The sequence below is a fragment of the Streptomyces uncialis genome (genome assembly GCF_001905345.1).
Taxonomy (GTDB): Bacteria; Actinomycetota; Actinomycetes; order Streptomycetales; family Streptomycetaceae; genus Streptomyces; species Streptomyces uncialis.
The window spans coordinates 661568-676693 of the sequence record NZ_LFBV01000010.1 but is presented as its reverse complement, the minus strand read 5'-3'; the positions used below and the strand labels follow the sequence as shown (position 1 = coordinate 676693).

The following is a 15126-nucleotide window of genomic DNA, read 5'->3' as shown; positions in this document are numbered from 1 at the left end:
ATAGCCGTCAACCGGTTCCCGGGAACGGGCCGTTGGCCGGTTCACCGGTACGTGTCGGCGACGCGCCCGGAGCCCGGTGCGAAATGGCCGTCCGGCATATGTCCAGGGCATACGGGGCCGGGAAGGGGCCGCCGGGCCGGACCCGCCGGGCCGGACCGCTTACCCGCCCCGCCCGGCCCCGCCCGGCCCGGCGCCCTCACCCACGGGCCACCGCACGCACCCCTCACAGGATCGCGCTGAGGAACTCCCGGGTCCGGTCCAGATCCGGATCGCTGAACATCTTCTCCGGCGGGCCCGACTCGATCACCTTGCCCTCGTCGAACATCAGGACCTGGTCGGAGATGTCCCGGGCGAAGTTCATCTCATGGGTGACGCACAGCATCGTGATGTCCGTGCTGTGCGCGACGTCCCGCAGTACGTCCAGCACCCCCGCGACCAGCTCCGGGTCGAGCGCCGAGGTCACCTCGTCCAGCAGCAGCACCTGCGGACGCATCGCCAGGGCGCGGGCGATGGCCACCCGCTGCTGCTGTCCGCCGGACAGCTGCGTGGGGTACGCGTCGCAGCGGTCGCCAAGCCCGACCAGGTCCAGCAGCTCCTTGCCCCGCTGCTCGGCCTCGTCCTTCGACATCCCGAGCACGGTCACCGGTGCCTCGGTGATGTTGCGCAGCACCTTCATGTTCGGGAACAGGTTGAACTGCTGGAACACCATGCCGATGTTCTTGCGGACCTCGCGGACGTGCTTCTCCCGGGCCGGGACCAGCTTCCCGCCGCGTTCCTCGTGGGTGAGGTAGTCCCCGTTCACCTTGATCCGGCCCTCGTCGGGCTTGAGCAGCGTCATCAGCAGCCGCAGGATCGTCGTCTTGCCGGAGCCGGACGGTCCGATCAGCGTCACATGCTTGCCCCGGCCGACCTGGAAGTCGAGGCCGTCCAGCACCGTGGCCTTGCCGAACCGCTTGGTGACGTTCTCGAAGCGGATCAGCTCCTCACCACCGTTCGCCCCCGTGTCGAGGATCTTCGGACTCTGGTCAGTGGACAAGACGGCGCTCCAGGGATCGGATCAGCAGCGAGGACGGATAGGCGATGAGGATGAAGGCGATCCCGACGACGGTCAGGGCCTCGGTGTACTGGAAGGTGTCCGTGGCCTGGAGCCGCGCACGCTGAAGCAGTTCCAGTACGCCGATACCGGCGAGCAGCGGGGTGTCCTTCAGCATCGCGATGACGTAGTTGCCGAGCGCGGGGACGACCCGGCGCACGGCCTGCGGCAGGATCACCGCCGTCCACGTCCGGTGGTACGGCAGGCTCAGCGCGCGGGCCGCCTCCCACTGCCCGGTCGGCACACCGTCGATGCCCGCGCGGTAGACCTGCGCGGTGTACGTCGAGTAGTGCAGCCCGATCGCCACTATGCCGGTGGTCAGGGCGGAGAACTGGATGCCCCACTCGGGCAGCACGAAGAACAGGAAGAACAGCTGCACCAGCAGCGGGGTGTTGCGGATGAACTCGGTCAGCATGCCCACCGGCCAGCGCACGAACCGGCTCGGCGCCCGCAGGGCGAGCGCCCAGACCAGGCCCAGCGTGAACGAGATCAGCGAGCCGAGGGCCAGTACCTGGAGGGTGGTGAGGACACCGTCCCAGAAGTACGGCATGAAGTCCGAGACGGCCGCCCAGTCCCAGGCGTCCGGCTGGGCCGCCGCGGCCGAGGTCATGGATGAGGTGCTCATGCGGTGCCACCTCCGACACCCATCGCGGCGGGGGCCTTGCCGACCCCGGCCTTGGCACGGCGCTCCAGCGCCTTCATGCCCCGGGTGAGGGCGAACGCGATCACGAAGTAGATCACCAGCGTGATGCCGTAGATCTGCGCGCTGTCCTGGGTCGCGAGCCGGACCAGATACGCGGCGAACGACACATCGCCGATCCCGAGCAGTGACACCAGCGCGGTCCCCTTCAACAGCTCTATCAGCAGATTGCAGAACGGCGGGATCATCTCCGGCACCGCCTGCGGCAGCAGGATCAGCCGCAGCCGCTGCCAGGGCGTGAAGCTGAGCGCGACGCCCGCCTCCCGCTGCGCCGGGGCCACCGCGCCGAGCGCGCCCCGGACGATCTCCGCGCCGTACGCCCCGTACGACAGACCGAGCGCGAGGACGGCCGCCCACATCGGGACGAGCGACCAGCCGACGAGCTGCGGCATCACGAAGAACAGCCAGAACATCAGCACCAGCGCCGACGTGCCCCGGAAGACCTCCGTGTACAGCCCGGCGAGGAACCGCACGGTCTTCAGCCGGTGGGTGCGCGCGATGCCCACCCCGAACGCGACGGCGGTCGCCAGGGCCGCGCTGTACACGGTGAGCTGGAGGGTGATCCAGATACCGGGCAGCACCCAGTTCTGCCAGAGTCCCACGGTCATGAGCACAGCTCCTCGGCGGTCAGGTCCGTCATCTCCGCCTCGGTGAAACCGAACGGGCGCAGTATCCGGAAGAGTTCGCCGCTGTCCTTCATCTTGTGGATCTCGACGTTGAAGGCGTCCCGCAGCCCGGTGTCGGTGGGCCGGAACGTGAACCCGCCGCCGTCGATGTGCTTCTCACCGTCCACGACCGGGGCGAACGCCTTCGTGGCCTCCGCCCGGCGGCTCTTGCGGGTGACCTGCCGGGTGGTCAGGGCCGTCCCGCCGAAGACGTCGATACGGCCGGACTCCACGGCGTTCAGCCCCGCCACCTGGTCCTGGAGGATCACTATGTCCTTCTCCGGGTAACCGGCCCCGACCGCGTACGCGGACTGCGCGTACCCCGCCCCCGTACCGAACTTCGCCTTCGCCCGGATCACGTCCGCGTAACCGCGCAGGCCCAGCGGATTGCCCTTGCGGACGATGAACGAGTCCAGCATCTGGTACTCGGGGTCGGAGAAGATGACCTGCTCGCAGCGCTCCTTGTTGATGTACATGCCCGCGGAGACCACGTCGAACTGCTGGGTCTTCAGCCCGGGGATCAGTGAGCTGAAGTCGGTGGCGACCGGCTGTACCCCGGGTACCCCCAGCCGCTTGAAGATGACCTTGGCCAGTTCGACGGCCTCCCCGGTGAACTCACCGTCCTCGTCGATGTATCCGTAGGGCACCTCGCCCGCGATCCCGAGGCGTACCGTGCCCTGGGACCGCAGCCGGGCCAGGGTGTCGCCGGTGGGCACCCGGGAGCAGCCGGCGGCGCCGAGCGCACCGGCGGTGCCGAGCACGGCCGCCCCGGTGAGCAGGGTCCTCCGGCGGGGCCCGGTGGTCGCGGAGCGGGATATCGGAACCGGTTCCGGCCGGGCGCCGCCGTCCGCCGAGGGCCGCCCTGTGCGTCTGTTCGCTGAGTCGTCTCGCAGTGGTGGAGCCATGGGCGCGCGGCTACCCCGTGCCAAGCGAGTTATTCCGGTCAGTTCACGCCCCGCCCCGGACGGCCGTCCGCCGACCGGGTGCTTGGACGCCGTCCGGGGGACACCACGCCCCCGGCCGCTGCGCCGTCCGGGGGACGGGTATTTCCGGTCAGCCCGCCGACCGGTCCCCGTCCGTCGGCGGGCCCTGGAGGTCCGGTGCGGGGACGCCCGCGATCCCGGCCGTGTACAGCGCGTGCGCCGTCCGCAGCACGGTCCGGTCGGCGAACCGCGCCGCCACGATCTGGAGCCCCACCGGCAGACCCTCCCCGTCGAGACCGACCGGCACGCTCGCCGCGGGCTGGGTGGTCATGTTGAACGGGTACGTGAACGGGGTCCAGCTCGTCCAGCGGCGCGCTCCGCTGCCCGGCGGGACCTCGGTGCCCGCCGGGAACGCGGTCAGCGGGAGCGTCGGGGTCAGCAGCACGTCGTACCGCTGGTGGAACAGGCTCATCCGCCGCCCCAGCTCGCCGCGGACCGCCTCGGCGGCCAGCACGTCCAGCCCGGACAGGCCCGTCCCCGCCGCCCGCATCTCCCGCAGCCCCGGGTCCAGGAGCGCCAGCTGGGCGGGTCCGAGGCCCCGGGTGGACCGGGCGATCCCGCCGGCCCACAGGGTGTGGAAGGCGTCCACCGGGTCGGTGAGGTCCGGATCGGTCTCCTCGACGTACGCGCCGAGGCCCGCGAGTCGCTCCACCGCCCGCCGCACCACCGCGGCGACCTGCGGGCGCACCGCGACCTGGCCGCCCAGCGACGGCGAGAACGCGATCCGCAGCCCCCGCACCCCGCCGTCCAGCCCGGCCCGGAACCCGGTGCCGGGCGGGCCCGCCTGCCAGGGGTCCCGGGCGTCCGGCCGCGCGAGGACGTCCATCATCAGCGCGGCGTCCGCCGCGTCCCTGGCCAGCGGGCCCACATGCGCCAGCGAGCCGTACACGCTCGCCGGGTACACGGGCACGAGCCCGTACGTCGGCTTCAGCCCGAGGACACCGCAGAACGCGGCGGGGACACGGACGCTGCCGCCGCCGTCGGTGCCGATGGACAGGGCGCCCGCGCCCGTCGCGACGGCCACCGCGCTGCCCCCGCTGGAGCCCCCGCTGGTCCGGTCCGGACCGTACGGGTTGCGGGTGATCCCGGTCAGGGGCGAGTCCGTCACGGCCTTCCAGCCGAACTCCGGGGTGGTGGTCCGGCCGAGGAACACGGCGTGCTGCTCACGGAGCCGGGCCACGGCCGGGGCGTCCTCGGTCCAGTGGCGGCCCACCGGGTCCACGGTGCGGGAGCCCCGCAGGCTCGGTGTCCCGCGCTGGAGGAAGGTGTCCTTGACGGTCACGGGGACGCCGTCCAGCAGACCGGCCGGTTCGCCGCGGTACCAGCGGGCCGCGGAGGCGCGGGCCTCGGCCAGGGCGCCCTCGGTGTCGATCCGCACGAACGCGTTGAGTTTCCGCTGGACGTCGTCCGCCCTGCGCAGTGCCGCCTCCACGGCGTCGACGGGCGTGAATCTGCCCGTCCGGTACCCCTCGACCAGTTCCACGGCCCCCAGCGCCAAGATCCCGTCCACACACCCTCCCCACCCGTACCCCCCACCCATCGCTACCCCGGTACCCCCACCGGGACTCGCCATCGCCCACGCTTCCGAGGTCTCTCCGGCTGGACGTACTTGTCCCTGTGCGGGTCGGACGTGGGTGCGCAGTTCCCCGCGGGTCGCCTTCGCTCGCGCTCCCGGGTTTCTTGTGCTGGGCCCACTTGTCCCCGCACAGGCCGTCCGTGGGTGCGCAGTTCCCCGCGCCCCTGGATGCTGCCCCGATCGGTTGTTCTCCGGGTGCGGGTCGGCCCTCGTCTTTTGCGCAGTTCCCCGCGCCCCTTTGGGGGCGCCTCTTCAGGCTGTCGGTCAGGTGCGGGCCTTTGCTTGCGGAACCACCCTCCTCGCGCAGTCGCTCGGCTGCCGAAGGGGGTGGGCGGGAATCTCTGCTCGCAGACTCCGATGCTCTTCAGTCGGACCACACGTACGTCGTACCGAGCGTGTCGGATCGAGGACGGAGAATCCCGACCGGCCCCGACCCGAACAACCGGCAGAAGGCGCCCCAAAGGGGCGCGGGGAACTGCGCACAACCACCGAGCGACGGCACAGGAACGAAGTTCGTCCAGCCGGACAGACCTACGAAGCGCAAGCGAAGGCGACCCGCGGGGAACTGCGCGAAACCACCGAGCGACGGCACAGGAACGAAGTTCGTCCAGCCGGACAGACCTGGGAAGCGCAAGCGAAGGCGACCCGCGGGGAACTGCGCGAAACCACCGAACGACGGCACAGGAACGAAGTACGCCCAGCCAGACAGACCTCGAAAGCGCGGCAAGCACACGCGGTTAACGGGACGGGGGCGCCTGCACCACCGGCTCGCGGGTGAACAACGCACCGAGCCCCGGCGCGTTCACCCGCCGGTCGGTCAGCCGCAATCCCTCCCACACGGTCACCTGATTCGCCGTGAGCACCGGCTTGCCCAGCCGCTCCTCCAGGACGGACACCTCCGCGGCGGTGTGCACCGCGGTACCCGGCACGAGGACGGCCCCGGCATCGGGATGGTCCGCCTCGGCGGCGAGCGCCACCAGGTCGTCGGCGGAGCCGTGCGCCACCGACACGACCTCCGTCCCCGCCGCGGCGAGGAAGTCGGTGAACAGCTCCGTCAGCACCGGTGTGTACACGGACGCGACGGCGACCCGCCGCGCGCCCACCTCACGGACCGCGTGCACGAAGCCGAACGATGTGCTCGACGCGGGCAGCCCCGCGGCCCGCGCCAACGCGCGGACCTGCTCCTGCGCGCCCTCGGGACCCAGTGCGAAGCCCGGCCCCGCCCAGACGACGGCCTCCGCGCCCGACAGCCGCAGCTCCTCGCCCACCGCCGCGAGCCGGTCGGCCGACCCGGTGGGCACCGGCACGGCGCCCACGTCGAGACCCGGCCCGTCCTCCGCGACGGGACCGGTGGCGTCCGTTCCCGGCCCGTCGGCGTGGACCAGATACAGCCGGATGTCGCTGCCGATCAGCTGCTCCATACGCGGGTAGTCGTCCGCCGCGGTCCGTCCCGGGTACAGGAATCCCAGTGAGGTCACGTCCTCCTCCTTCGCGTGGGTGGCTCCCGGCCCCACCACGGGGCCGGGCGGTTTCGCCCGTCAGGGCTCCACCGCTCGCCTGCCCAGCGGGCCGGGGCCCACCCGTCGGGCCGCCGGGGTCTTCTCCCAGGATGCCCCGCGCGGCCGGGCCCGGCGCGACGGCCGGGAACCGTGTTGACGGGGGTGACGCCCGGTGCCAGCGTGGTCGGGCCGTGTACGGGCGCCCCGGGGGACGGCCACCGCCGGGCCGGGACGCCCGCCCCGGCGGCCCCGGCCACCCCTGACGGAAGCGGACGCCCCCTTGGAACCGGAAGCGCACTTCCCCCCGCGAGCGGGCTCCCCCGTTCGAGCGGACTCGCCCCTGCCCACCGTCCTCGTCCTGGACGCCGACCCGCCGCCCCGGCTCGGGAGCCTCATCGGACGGGCCCAGGTGGTCCGTACCGACGGCGACTCGCTGGCCGCGCTGCTGCCGTCGGCGGACGTGCTGCTGGTGTGGGACCACACCAGCGACGCGGTACGCCGCGCCTGGCCCGGTACGGGGCCCCGGCCCCGGTGGGTGCACGCGGCGAGCGCGGGCGTCGACCATGTGCTGGGCCCGGAGCTCGTCGCGTCCGGCACGGTCGTCACCAACGCGCGCGGGATCTTCGAGGGGCCCGTCGCCGAGTACGTCGCCGCGCTGGTGCTGGCGATGGCCAAGGACCTGCCCCGGACCCTGGACCTCCAGCGGCACGGCGAATGGCGGCACCGGGACACCCTGCGGGTCGCGGGATCACGGGCCGTCGTGGTCGGCTCCGGGCCGATCGGGAAGGCGGTCGCCCGGACCCTGAAGGCGCTGGGCGTACGGACGGCCGTGGTCGGCCGGGTCTCGGGGCCGGGGGTGCACGGGCCGGACGAGCTGGACCGGATGCTCGCCCGCGCGGACTGGATCGTGTGCGCGGCGCCGCTGACCGCACAGACGAGGGGGATGTTCGGCTCCCGGCGGTTCGGGATGATGCAGCCGTCCGCGCGCTTCGTCAATGTGGGGCGCGGGGCGCTGGTGGTGACGGACGAACTCGTCGACGCGTTGTCGCGGCGGTGGATCGCCGGGGCCGCGCTCGATGTCTTCGAGGTGGAGCCGGTGGGGGAGCGCAGTCCGCTGTGGGGGGTGCCCGGGTTGATCGTGTCCCCGCATATGAGCGGGGACGTGCTGGGGTGGCGGGACGCGTTGGGGGCGCAGTTCGTGGAGCAGTTCGGGAGGTGGGTGCGGGGGGAGGTCCTACGCAATGTCGTGGACAAGCCCCGGGGGTACGTCCCCGGCCCCTGAGGGTCCCGCCGGGCCGCCGCCCCCGTTTTCCTGCGCTGGGCGCACTTGTCCCCGCACAGGTTGTCCGGGGGTGCGCGGTTCCTCGCGCCCCTGGGTCCGTCCGGCGCGACCCACTTGTCCCCGCACAGGTCGGACGGGGGTGCGCAGTTCCCCGCGCCCCTTTGGGGCGCACCCGGCCGGTTCTTCGGGTCGGTGCCGGTCGGGATTCTCCGTCCTCGATCCGACACGCTCGGTACGACGTCCCCCTACCCGACTGAAGAGCATCGGAGTCTGCGAGCAGAGATTCCCGCCCACCCCCTCCCGCAGCCATGCGACTGCGCGAGGAGGGGGGTGAACCCCAGCGGGCTGACGCCAGCCCGCTGTCTGACCCCACCCGCAGCCTGAGAACAGCCCCAGGTGGGCGCCCCAAAGGGGCGCGGGGAACTGCGCAAAAGACGAGGGCCGACCCGCACCCGGCGAACGACCGTAATAGGGCAGCATCCAGGGGCGCGGGGAACTGCGCACCCACGAACGGCCCGCACAGGGACAAGTGGGCCCAGCCGGACAGACCTCACAAGCGCAAGCGAAGGCGACCCGCACAGGGACAAGTGCGCCCAGCCGGACAGACCTCACAAGCGCAAGCGAAGGCGACCCGCAGGGACAAGTACGTCCAGTACGGGGAATCTCGGAAGCGCAAGCGAAGGCGACCTGTGAGGTGCGTCACGCTCTGTAAACCGTAGGGCGGAGCCCACGCGTACCGTCTGCGTCACCCGGATTCTTTGCGAGGAGCGCTGACGTTTGACGGAGGAGGAGTTCGCCGATTTCTATCGGCGTTCGGTTCACCGGATCACCGGCCAGCTGTATGTCATGACCGGCGACTTCCACGAGGCCCAGGACGTGGTCCAGGAGGCGTTCGTCCGGGCCTGGAACAGCCGTGGCCGGCTGGATCGCGACCTCGGCCCCGACGCGTGGGTGCGGACCGTCGCCTGGCGGCTCGCGGTCAGCCGCTGGCGCCGTCTGGTCCGGGGCCGCGCCGCCTGGGAGCAGCGGGCCGATCCCCTGACCAGCGGCGGGCCCGACCCGGGCATGGTCGACATCGAACGCGCGCTGCGTGACATGCCCGCCCGGCAGCGCCAGTGCGCGACGTTGTTCTACGTCTGCGATCTCACCGTCGACCAGATCGCCGCCGAGACCCGGCTCGCGAGCGGCACGGTCAAGACCCATCTGTCGCGGGCCCGGGCCCGGTTCGCCGACTCCCTCGGCCCGCGGCCGGGTGTCCGTACCGCCGGCCGCGCCACCGACCGTCCGTCGCCCAGCGGGGAGGACCACCGATGACCGAGCACGACGACGACCTCGGCGCGGAACTGCGGGAGGCGGCCGACCGGGCCGCCGGCCTGACCCGGCCGGTGGACATCCGGGTGATCGCCGAACGGGGACGTTCCCGCAGGCGCCGGATGCTGGCCGTGTCGGCGGCGGGCGCGGTGACCGTGGCCGCCACGGTGACCGCGTTCCTGCTCACCCAGGCCACGGCACCGGCCCCCGCGCGCCCGTCGGTGCCCGCCGCGTCCACCGACGGGACGGAGGGCACACCGGACCGGGGTCCCACCGGAACCCTCGGCACGTCCGGTCCCACCGGGACCGAGGGGACCCTCGGTCCCTCGGGCTCCCGTCCGCCCACCGGCACCGGCGGGACCAGCGGTCCGGCGGGGAGCCCGGAACACTCGCCCAGCTCCAGCGTTCCCCCGGCCGCCGGGTCCTCCCCGCCGCCGACCTCCGCCATGGACCATCCGTTCCCCGAGGGCAGTCCGCGCGGACCGGGCCGGAGCGAGCGTCCGGAAGGCGGTTCGGCCGCGACGGGTCCATGGCAGGGGCCGGGGACCGTGGGCCCCTGACACCCTCCGCAGCCCCGGGGGTGATCCACGTCTCACCGCCGGTGAGGTGTCAACCGGATCTCTCGCGGGACGCGTAAACGCGGCAGAAGCCGAATCCCGCGAGGAGCCAGATGGCCATCGACACCCGGACCGGGCCCCCGCCCGCCCGTGTCCCGCAGCCGCCCGCGCCGGTCCGCGTCCCGGGCCCGGCGCCCGTCCGGCGCGCGTCCAGGGCGGCCGGGTGGCCCCGTACCGTCGGGACCGTGGTCGGGGTCCACGCGGCGGCCACCGCCGCGCATCTCGCCGCGCTGTTCGTGACCGCCTCGGCGGCGGGCGGCGCGGGGGTACGGGACCGGCTGCTGTCCTGGGACGCGCGGCTGTACCTGGGGATAGCCGAGGACGGCTATCCGGCCGGGATCACCCGGGACGCCGACGGCGAGCCGGAGGGGAGCACCCTCGCGTTCTTCCCGCTGTACCCGCTGCTGGTCCGGCTGGCGCACCGGACCCTCGGGTCCGACATGGAGACGGCCGCCCTGCTCACCGCCCATCTGGCCTTCCTCGGCGCGCTGTTCGCCGTGCACGGACTGATCGGCGCGCTGTACGGGACCCGGACCGCGACGATCACCCTGGTGCTGGTCGCGGCGGCGCAGCCCATGGCGGTGGTGCTCGTCATGGCGTACGCCGAGTCGCTGTTCCTCGCACTGGCGGTGGGCGCGCTGCTGGCGGTGCGCCGGGGCCACTGGCTCACGGCCGGGGTCCTCGCGCTGCTGACCGGACTGACCCGGCCGGCCGCCGCCGCGCTCGCGCTGGCCCTGGCGGTCGCGGTGGTGCTGGAGATCCGCCGTCTGGACCGGGTCACCTGGCGGCCGGTCGCCGCGCTCGCGCTGGCGTGCGCGGGCACCCCCGGCTATCTGCTGTGGGTCGCGGAACGCACCGGACGGCTCGACGGCTACTTCGTCGTCCAGGAAGCGGGCTGGGGCACCCACTGGGACTTCGGCGCGGCGTTCGCCGGATTCCTCGGCGACACGTTCCGCCAGGGCGACGGCTGGGTCGCGGTGAGCACCGCGTTCCTGCTGCTCGCGGCCTGCGCGCTGACGGCACTGGCCTGGCGCCGGGGTGTCTGGCCGCCGCTGCTGGTGTACGGGACGGCGATGCTGGTGCTGACCGTCGGCCAGTCGAACTACTACCACTCCAAGCTGCGGCTGCTGGCGCCCGCGCTGCTGCTGCTCGTCCCGCTCGCCGTGCGGCTGGCCCGGGCCCCCCGCCGGACCGTCGTGCCCACCCTGCTGGCGGCGGCCCTGTTCGGCACCTGGTACGGCGCGCACATGCTCGTGACCTGGCGGTACGCGATCTGACCGGAACGCGGGGGACACGCGCGGTCGCGCCCGTGGCGGACGGGCGGACGGCCCCCGGGGAACAAACGGAGCAACCCTCCTGTTCTGTTGACGCGGAAGGCCGGTCGCAACCGGCCGGAGGCGAGCGGGAGGACGACGACGGTGGCATCGGCGGGCAGCGGCAGCGAGCGGAACCAGGACCCGGCGGACGGGACGCGGCCCCGGACGGACACCCCGGCGGCCCCCGGCTCACGATCCGGCCCGGCCGACGACCCCGACGGCATCACCGGAACCCGGCACGGCACCGCCCCCGTACCCCTCTCCGTCCTCGACCTGGTCACCGTGGGCGCCGGACACACCGCCACCGAGGCACTGCGCACCAGCGTGGAACTGGCCAAGCTGGCGGAACGCCGCGGCTTCCACCGCTACTGGGTCGCCGAGCACCACTCCATGCCCGGGGTGGCGTCCTCGTCCCCGGCGGTGATCCTCGCGCATCTGGCCGCGCACACCGCACGCGTCCGGCTCGGCTCCGGCGGCGTCATGCTGCCCAACCACGCCCCCCTGGTGATAGCCGAGCAGTTCGGCACCCTGGAGGCCATGGCCCCGGGCCGCGTCGACCTCGGACTGGGCCGCGCGCCCGGTACCGACGGCGCCACGGCCGCGGCCCTGCGCCGCACCGAACGCCTCGCGGAGGGCGCCGACGACTTCCCCCAGCACCTCGCGGAGCTGACCAGGTTCCTGGACGACGACTTCCCCGACGGCCACCCGTACGCCCGGATACACGCCGTCCCGGGGCCGGTGCAGGCCACCGCGCCGGGCGGGGTCCAGTCCCGCCACCGGCCGCCGGTGTGGCTGCTCGGCTCGTCCGGCTTCAGCGCGCGGCTCGCGGCAACCCTCGGGCTGCCGTTCGCGTTCGCCCACCACTTCTCCGCCCGCAACACGGTCCCGGCGCTGGACCTGTACCGGGACACCTTCCGTCCCTCGGCCCTCCTCGACCGCCCGTACGCCCTGATCGGTGTCTCGGCGCTCGCCGCCGACGACGAGGGCGAGGCCCGCCGCCAGGTGCTGGCCGCCGCCCTCAGCATGGTCCGGCTGCGCACCGGCCGCCCCGGCCTGGTCCCCACCCCCGAGGAGGCCGCGAACCACCCCTGGACCGCCCAGGAGCGGGAGTTCGTGGACTCCTGGAACGCGGACGTGGTCCACGGCACCCCCGACCAGGTCCGCGCGGGCCTCGACGACCTCCAGAAGCGCACGGGCGCCGACGAACTGATGCTCACCGCCAACGCCCACAGCGGCCGGGCCCGCCTGCGCTCCTACGAACTCATCGCCGACGCGTACGACCTCCCGACGGGCTGAGACGGCGGGTATCCCGCTACCCGACCGTGTGCTCGTTGATGACCTCGATCTTGCAGTGCGGGCTGCCCGAGCGGGACAGGCGCCCGTCGCTGGTGACCAGGGGGACCTGGAGACCCTCGGCGAGAGCGACGTACGCGGCGTCGTACGCGGACAGGTTCGCGTGCAGCTCCCGCACTCGCGGCAGCAGCGGCATGTGCTCGGTCCGGCGTACGGGGAGCAGGGCGTAGGCGTGCCAGGCGGCTTCCAGCTCGTCCGCGGTCAGCTTGCCGCCCCGGCGTATGCCGAGCAGGGCCGACGTCACCTCGATGTCGACCAGATGCGGGGCCGCGAGGGTTTCCCCGGCGACCCGCTGACGGACAGCGGTGCCGACCGGGCCGGCGTCGGCCACGAGGAGCACCAGTGCTCCCGCGTCGATGACGATCAATGGTGCCGCCGCCCCTGCTCGATGTCGTCCAGGACGTCCTCCGTCGACAACCGGGCCGACACCTGGGCCTCGATCCGGGCGAGGACGTCATCCAGTGCCGGAGCGGCGACCTCCCGCTCCAGGAGTGCCCGGGTGTACGCCTGGAGCGACTGGTGGTTGCGTGCCGCTCTTATCTTCAGCTCGGTCACGGTCTCGTCGGAGAGGTCGCGCAGATAGAGAGTAGCCATGCAAGCAGAGTAGTCGCATTGCTAGCAATCTGCCAGCATTTTCGACAGCCCCCGCCCTCACCCATCGGACGCCGTACGGGCGGTGAGGAGTGCGGCGATGCGGTCCGGGGGGACCGGGCGGGAGTAGAGCCAGCCCTGGGCGGTGTCGCAGCCGATGCCGCGCAGCCGGGCGGCCTGGCCCGCGGTCTCCACGCACTCGGCGGTGACCGTGAGACCGAGGCGGTGGGCGAGCTGGACCAGGGTCTCCACGATGACCTCGTCGGCCGGGTTCGGATGGGCGCCGCCCTCGTAGCGGAAGCCCCGGACGAACGAACCGTCCAGCTTGAGGACCGACACCGGCAGCCGGCTCAGGTACGCGAGGTTGGAGTACCCCGTGCCGAAGTCGTCGATCGCGATCCGCACCCCCATGTCGCTGAGCGCCTGCAACGCCTGGAGCGGACGCCCCGCCGAACCCATCACCGCCGACTCCGTCAGCTCCAGTTGCAGCAGCCCCGGGTCCAGACCCGTCTCCGCGAGGATGTCCGCCACGTCCGCCACCAGATCGGAGTCCCACACCTGGCGCACGGCCACGTTCACGCTCACGAACACCGGTTCCGTGTCCGGGTGGTCCAGCTGCCACCGGCGGGCCTGACGGCACGCCGTGCGCAGCACCCAGCGGCCCAGCTGGACGATCGACCCGTCCTCCTCCGCCAGCCCGATGAACCGGTTCGGGGCCAGCGTCCCGAACTGCGGATGCTCCCAGCGCACCAGGGCCTCCACCCCGCGCAGCTCACCGCCGTCCAGCCGGACGAGCGGCTGGTACTCCAGCCGGAACTCCCCGCGTTCCACAGCCGGCCGCAGGGTCGACACCAGTGCCTGACGGGTCATCCGATGGGCGTTGCGCTCCGGGTCGAACAGCGTCCAGCGGGCCTTGCCGTCGGCCTTCGCCCAGTACAGCGTGGTGTCGGCCGCCTGCATCAGCCCGGTCGCCGTGGTCCCGTCGGCCCGCCGTTCCACCACCCCGATCGACGCGGACACCGACAGCCGCTGCCCGGCGATGTCGAACGGCTCCTGCAACGTCCGCAGGACCGTCCCGGCGAGATCCGCGAGCTGCTCCGTCCCCCGGGACTCCTCGACCAGCAGCGCGAACTCGTCCCCGCCGAGCCGCGCCACCAGCGGTGCCGTGCCCCGGGTCGGCCCCGCCTCCTCGGCGCACCGGGTCAGCCGCTCGGCGACCGCCGCGAGCAGCCGGTCCCCGATCCCGTGCCCCAGCGTGTCGTTCACCGCCTTGAACCCGTCCAGGTCGAGGTAGCACAGCCCGACCCGGCCGGTCCCGGACCCGTCGTACGCGGCCGCCTCCAGCGCTCCGGCCAGCCGCTCGAAGAACAGCGTCCGGTTGGGCAGCCGGGTCACCGGGTCGTGCATCCGGGAGTGCCGCAGCCGGGCCTGCAACTCGCGGTGCGCGCTGACGTCGGACACCGACAGCAGGACGGCCCCGGGCCCGCTCCGGTCGGCCAGCGGGGTCACGGTGATCTGCGCCCACATCGTGCGGCCGTCGGGCCGCGCCAGCCTGCGCCCGCACCGCAGCCGCGCCTGCCGTCCGCGCAGCACCTCCTGGTACGTGTGCCAGGTCCGGTCGTCCGCCACCAGGTCCACCAGCTCGGCAGCGACCCGTCCGACGGGCCCGGGCCCGGGCGCGGGCCCGGGTTCGGCGGACGGCCGGGTGAAGAGCGCGTGGAAGGCGTCGTTCGCGGCGATCACGACCCCGTCCCGGCCGACCGCGGCCATCGCGAGCGGCGCGACGGCGAACACGGCGCGATACAACTCGGCCGGGTCCGGGTCCGTGGTGCGGGGGTCCGGCGTCGCGTGGCGGTCCGGCGGTCGTGGGTCCGTCGCCCGGGTCCCGGCTGGTACGGGCGCGGGGACCGGTGGGGGAGCGGGCGCCTGGGTGGGTGGCGGGGTGGGTGTCCGCGCCGGGCCGGCCGCCTGCGCGGGAGGCTGCGCGGCCGACGGCGGACAGGCGGTCCGGACGGTGCGATCACCGGGGTCGGCGCGACTCTCCGTGACGGCCGGGGGGACGAGGTCCGCCGTGGGGGCGGGCCCTTCGGACGTTCCGCTCACCGCTCACTCCCGCAGTGCGTCGTTGCGTTCGTGCTCT

General features: G+C 73.3%; 14 protein-coding genes. 5 read left to right on the top strand and 9 right to left on the bottom strand.

Annotated elements, in window-relative coordinates; genetic code table 11:
* Positions 1 to 223 precede the first annotated feature (223 nt).
* The 6 genes from ehuA to AB852_RS33090 form a co-directional block, all read right to left on the bottom strand.
* Positions 224 to 1036 (bottom strand): ectoine/hydroxyectoine ABC transporter ATP-binding protein EhuA, encoded by an 813-nt coding sequence (ehuA, locus tag AB852_RS33115; RefSeq protein WP_073793862.1) that lies wholly within the window; start codon positions 1034 to 1036, stop codon positions 224 to 226.
* Entirely contained in the window at positions 1026 to 1718 is a 693-nt protein-coding gene (ehuD, locus tag AB852_RS33110; RefSeq protein WP_245877008.1) for an ectoine/hydroxyectoine ABC transporter permease subunit EhuD, read from the bottom strand. The genes ehuA and ehuD overlap by 11 nt, the downstream gene beginning before the upstream one ends.
* The gene (gene ehuC, locus AB852_RS33105; protein WP_073793860.1) at positions 1715 to 2401 is read right to left on the bottom strand and encodes an ectoine/hydroxyectoine ABC transporter permease subunit EhuC; all 687 of its coding nucleotides are present in this window, start codon (positions 2399 to 2401) and stop codon (positions 1715 to 1717) included. The genes ehuD and ehuC overlap by 4 nt, the downstream gene beginning before the upstream one ends.
* Positions 2398 to 3219, bottom strand: coding sequence for an ectoine/hydroxyectoine ABC transporter substrate-binding protein EhuB (gene ehuB / locus AB852_RS33100; RefSeq protein ID WP_245877007.1), 822 nt, complete (start codon positions 3217 to 3219; stop codon positions 2398 to 2400). The genes ehuC and ehuB overlap by 4 nt, the downstream gene beginning before the upstream one ends.
* 292 nt (positions 3220 to 3511) lie before the next feature.
* On the bottom strand, positions 3512 to 4951 hold the full coding sequence (locus tag AB852_RS33095) for an amidase (protein ID WP_245877006.1): 1440 nt from the start codon (positions 4949 to 4951) through the stop codon (positions 3512 to 3514).
* Positions 4952 to 5754: 803 nt separating this feature from the next.
* A complete protein-coding gene (locus AB852_RS33090) occupies positions 5755 to 6495 on the bottom strand; it encodes a maleate cis-trans isomerase family protein (RefSeq protein ID WP_073794406.1) in 741 nt (246 codons plus the stop codon).
* Positions 6496 to 6856: 361 nt separating this feature from the next.
* Between AB852_RS33090 and AB852_RS33085 the strand changes: the two genes are divergently transcribed.
* From AB852_RS33085 to AB852_RS33065, 5 genes are all read left to right on the top strand, one after another.
* Positions 6857 to 7798: a D-2-hydroxyacid dehydrogenase gene (locus AB852_RS33085; RefSeq protein WP_073794403.1), complete on the top strand. Its 942-nt coding sequence runs from the start codon at positions 6857 to 6859 to the stop codon at positions 7796 to 7798.
* A gap of 777 nt (positions 7799 to 8575) precedes the next feature.
* Complete coding sequence (locus AB852_RS33080; protein ID WP_073793858.1) at positions 8576 to 9112, top strand: SigE family RNA polymerase sigma factor; 537 nt, start codon at positions 8576 to 8578, stop codon at positions 9110 to 9112.
* Entirely contained in the window at positions 9109 to 9669 is a 561-nt protein-coding gene (locus AB852_RS33075; protein ID WP_073793857.1) for a hypothetical protein, read from the top strand. The genes AB852_RS33080 and AB852_RS33075 overlap by 4 nt, the downstream gene beginning before the upstream one ends.
* 110 nt (positions 9670 to 9779) lie before the next feature.
* Positions 9780 to 11003, top strand: coding sequence for a mannosyltransferase family protein (locus tag AB852_RS33070; protein ID WP_107499408.1), 1224 nt, complete (start codon positions 9780 to 9782; stop codon positions 11001 to 11003).
* A gap of 261 nt (positions 11004 to 11264) precedes the next feature.
* On the top strand, positions 11265 to 12338 hold the full coding sequence (locus tag AB852_RS33065; protein ID WP_073794397.1) for an LLM class flavin-dependent oxidoreductase: 1074 nt from the start codon (positions 11265 to 11267) through the stop codon (positions 12336 to 12338).
* Positions 12339 to 12354: 16 nt separating this feature from the next.
* Here AB852_RS33065 and AB852_RS33060 read toward each other — a convergent pair whose 3' ends face one another.
* Genes AB852_RS33060 through AB852_RS33050 form a run of 3 tightly spaced genes read right to left on the bottom strand, consistent with a single transcriptional unit; the run spans position 12355 to position 15089 of the window.
* Positions 12355 to 12762: a type II toxin-antitoxin system VapC family toxin gene (locus AB852_RS33060; protein WP_073793856.1), complete on the bottom strand. Its 408-nt coding sequence runs from the start codon at positions 12760 to 12762 to the stop codon at positions 12355 to 12357.
* The gene (locus AB852_RS33055; RefSeq protein WP_073793855.1) at positions 12759 to 12989 is read right to left on the bottom strand and encodes a FitA-like ribbon-helix-helix domain-containing protein; all 231 of its coding nucleotides are present in this window, start codon (positions 12987 to 12989) and stop codon (positions 12759 to 12761) included. Before AB852_RS33055 ends, AB852_RS33060 begins: the two co-directional genes overlap by 4 nt.
* Positions 12990 to 13046: 57 nt before the next feature.
* Positions 13047 to 15089 carry a putative bifunctional diguanylate cyclase/phosphodiesterase gene (locus tag AB852_RS33050; RefSeq protein ID WP_073793854.1) on the bottom strand — a complete coding sequence of 681 codons (2043 nt, stop codon included), beginning with the start codon at positions 15087 to 15089 and terminating at the stop codon, positions 13047 to 13049.
* Positions 15090 to 15126 lie beyond the last annotated feature (37 nt).

What these genes read in the sequence shown, in the direction of transcription:
- ehuD (WP_245877008.1), bottom strand. Translation starts at nt 1,718, where the DNA reads ATGAGCACCTCATCCATGACCTCGGCCGCGGCGGCCCAGCCGGACGCC.
- ehuC (WP_073793860.1), bottom strand. Translation starts at nt 2,401, where the DNA reads ATGACCGTGGGACTCTGGCAGAACTGGGTGCTGCCCGGTATCTGGATC.
- AB852_RS33075 (WP_073793857.1), top strand. Translation starts at nt 9,109, where the DNA reads ATGACCGAGCACGACGACGACCTCGGCGCGGAACTGCGGGAGGCGGCC.
- AB852_RS33070 (WP_107499408.1), top strand. Translation starts at nt 9,780, where the DNA reads ATGGCCATCGACACCCGGACCGGGCCCCCGCCCGCCCGTGTCCCGCAG.
- AB852_RS33055 (WP_073793855.1), bottom strand. Translation starts at nt 12,989, where the DNA reads ATGGCTACTCTCTATCTGCGCGACCTCTCCGACGAGACCGTGACCGAG.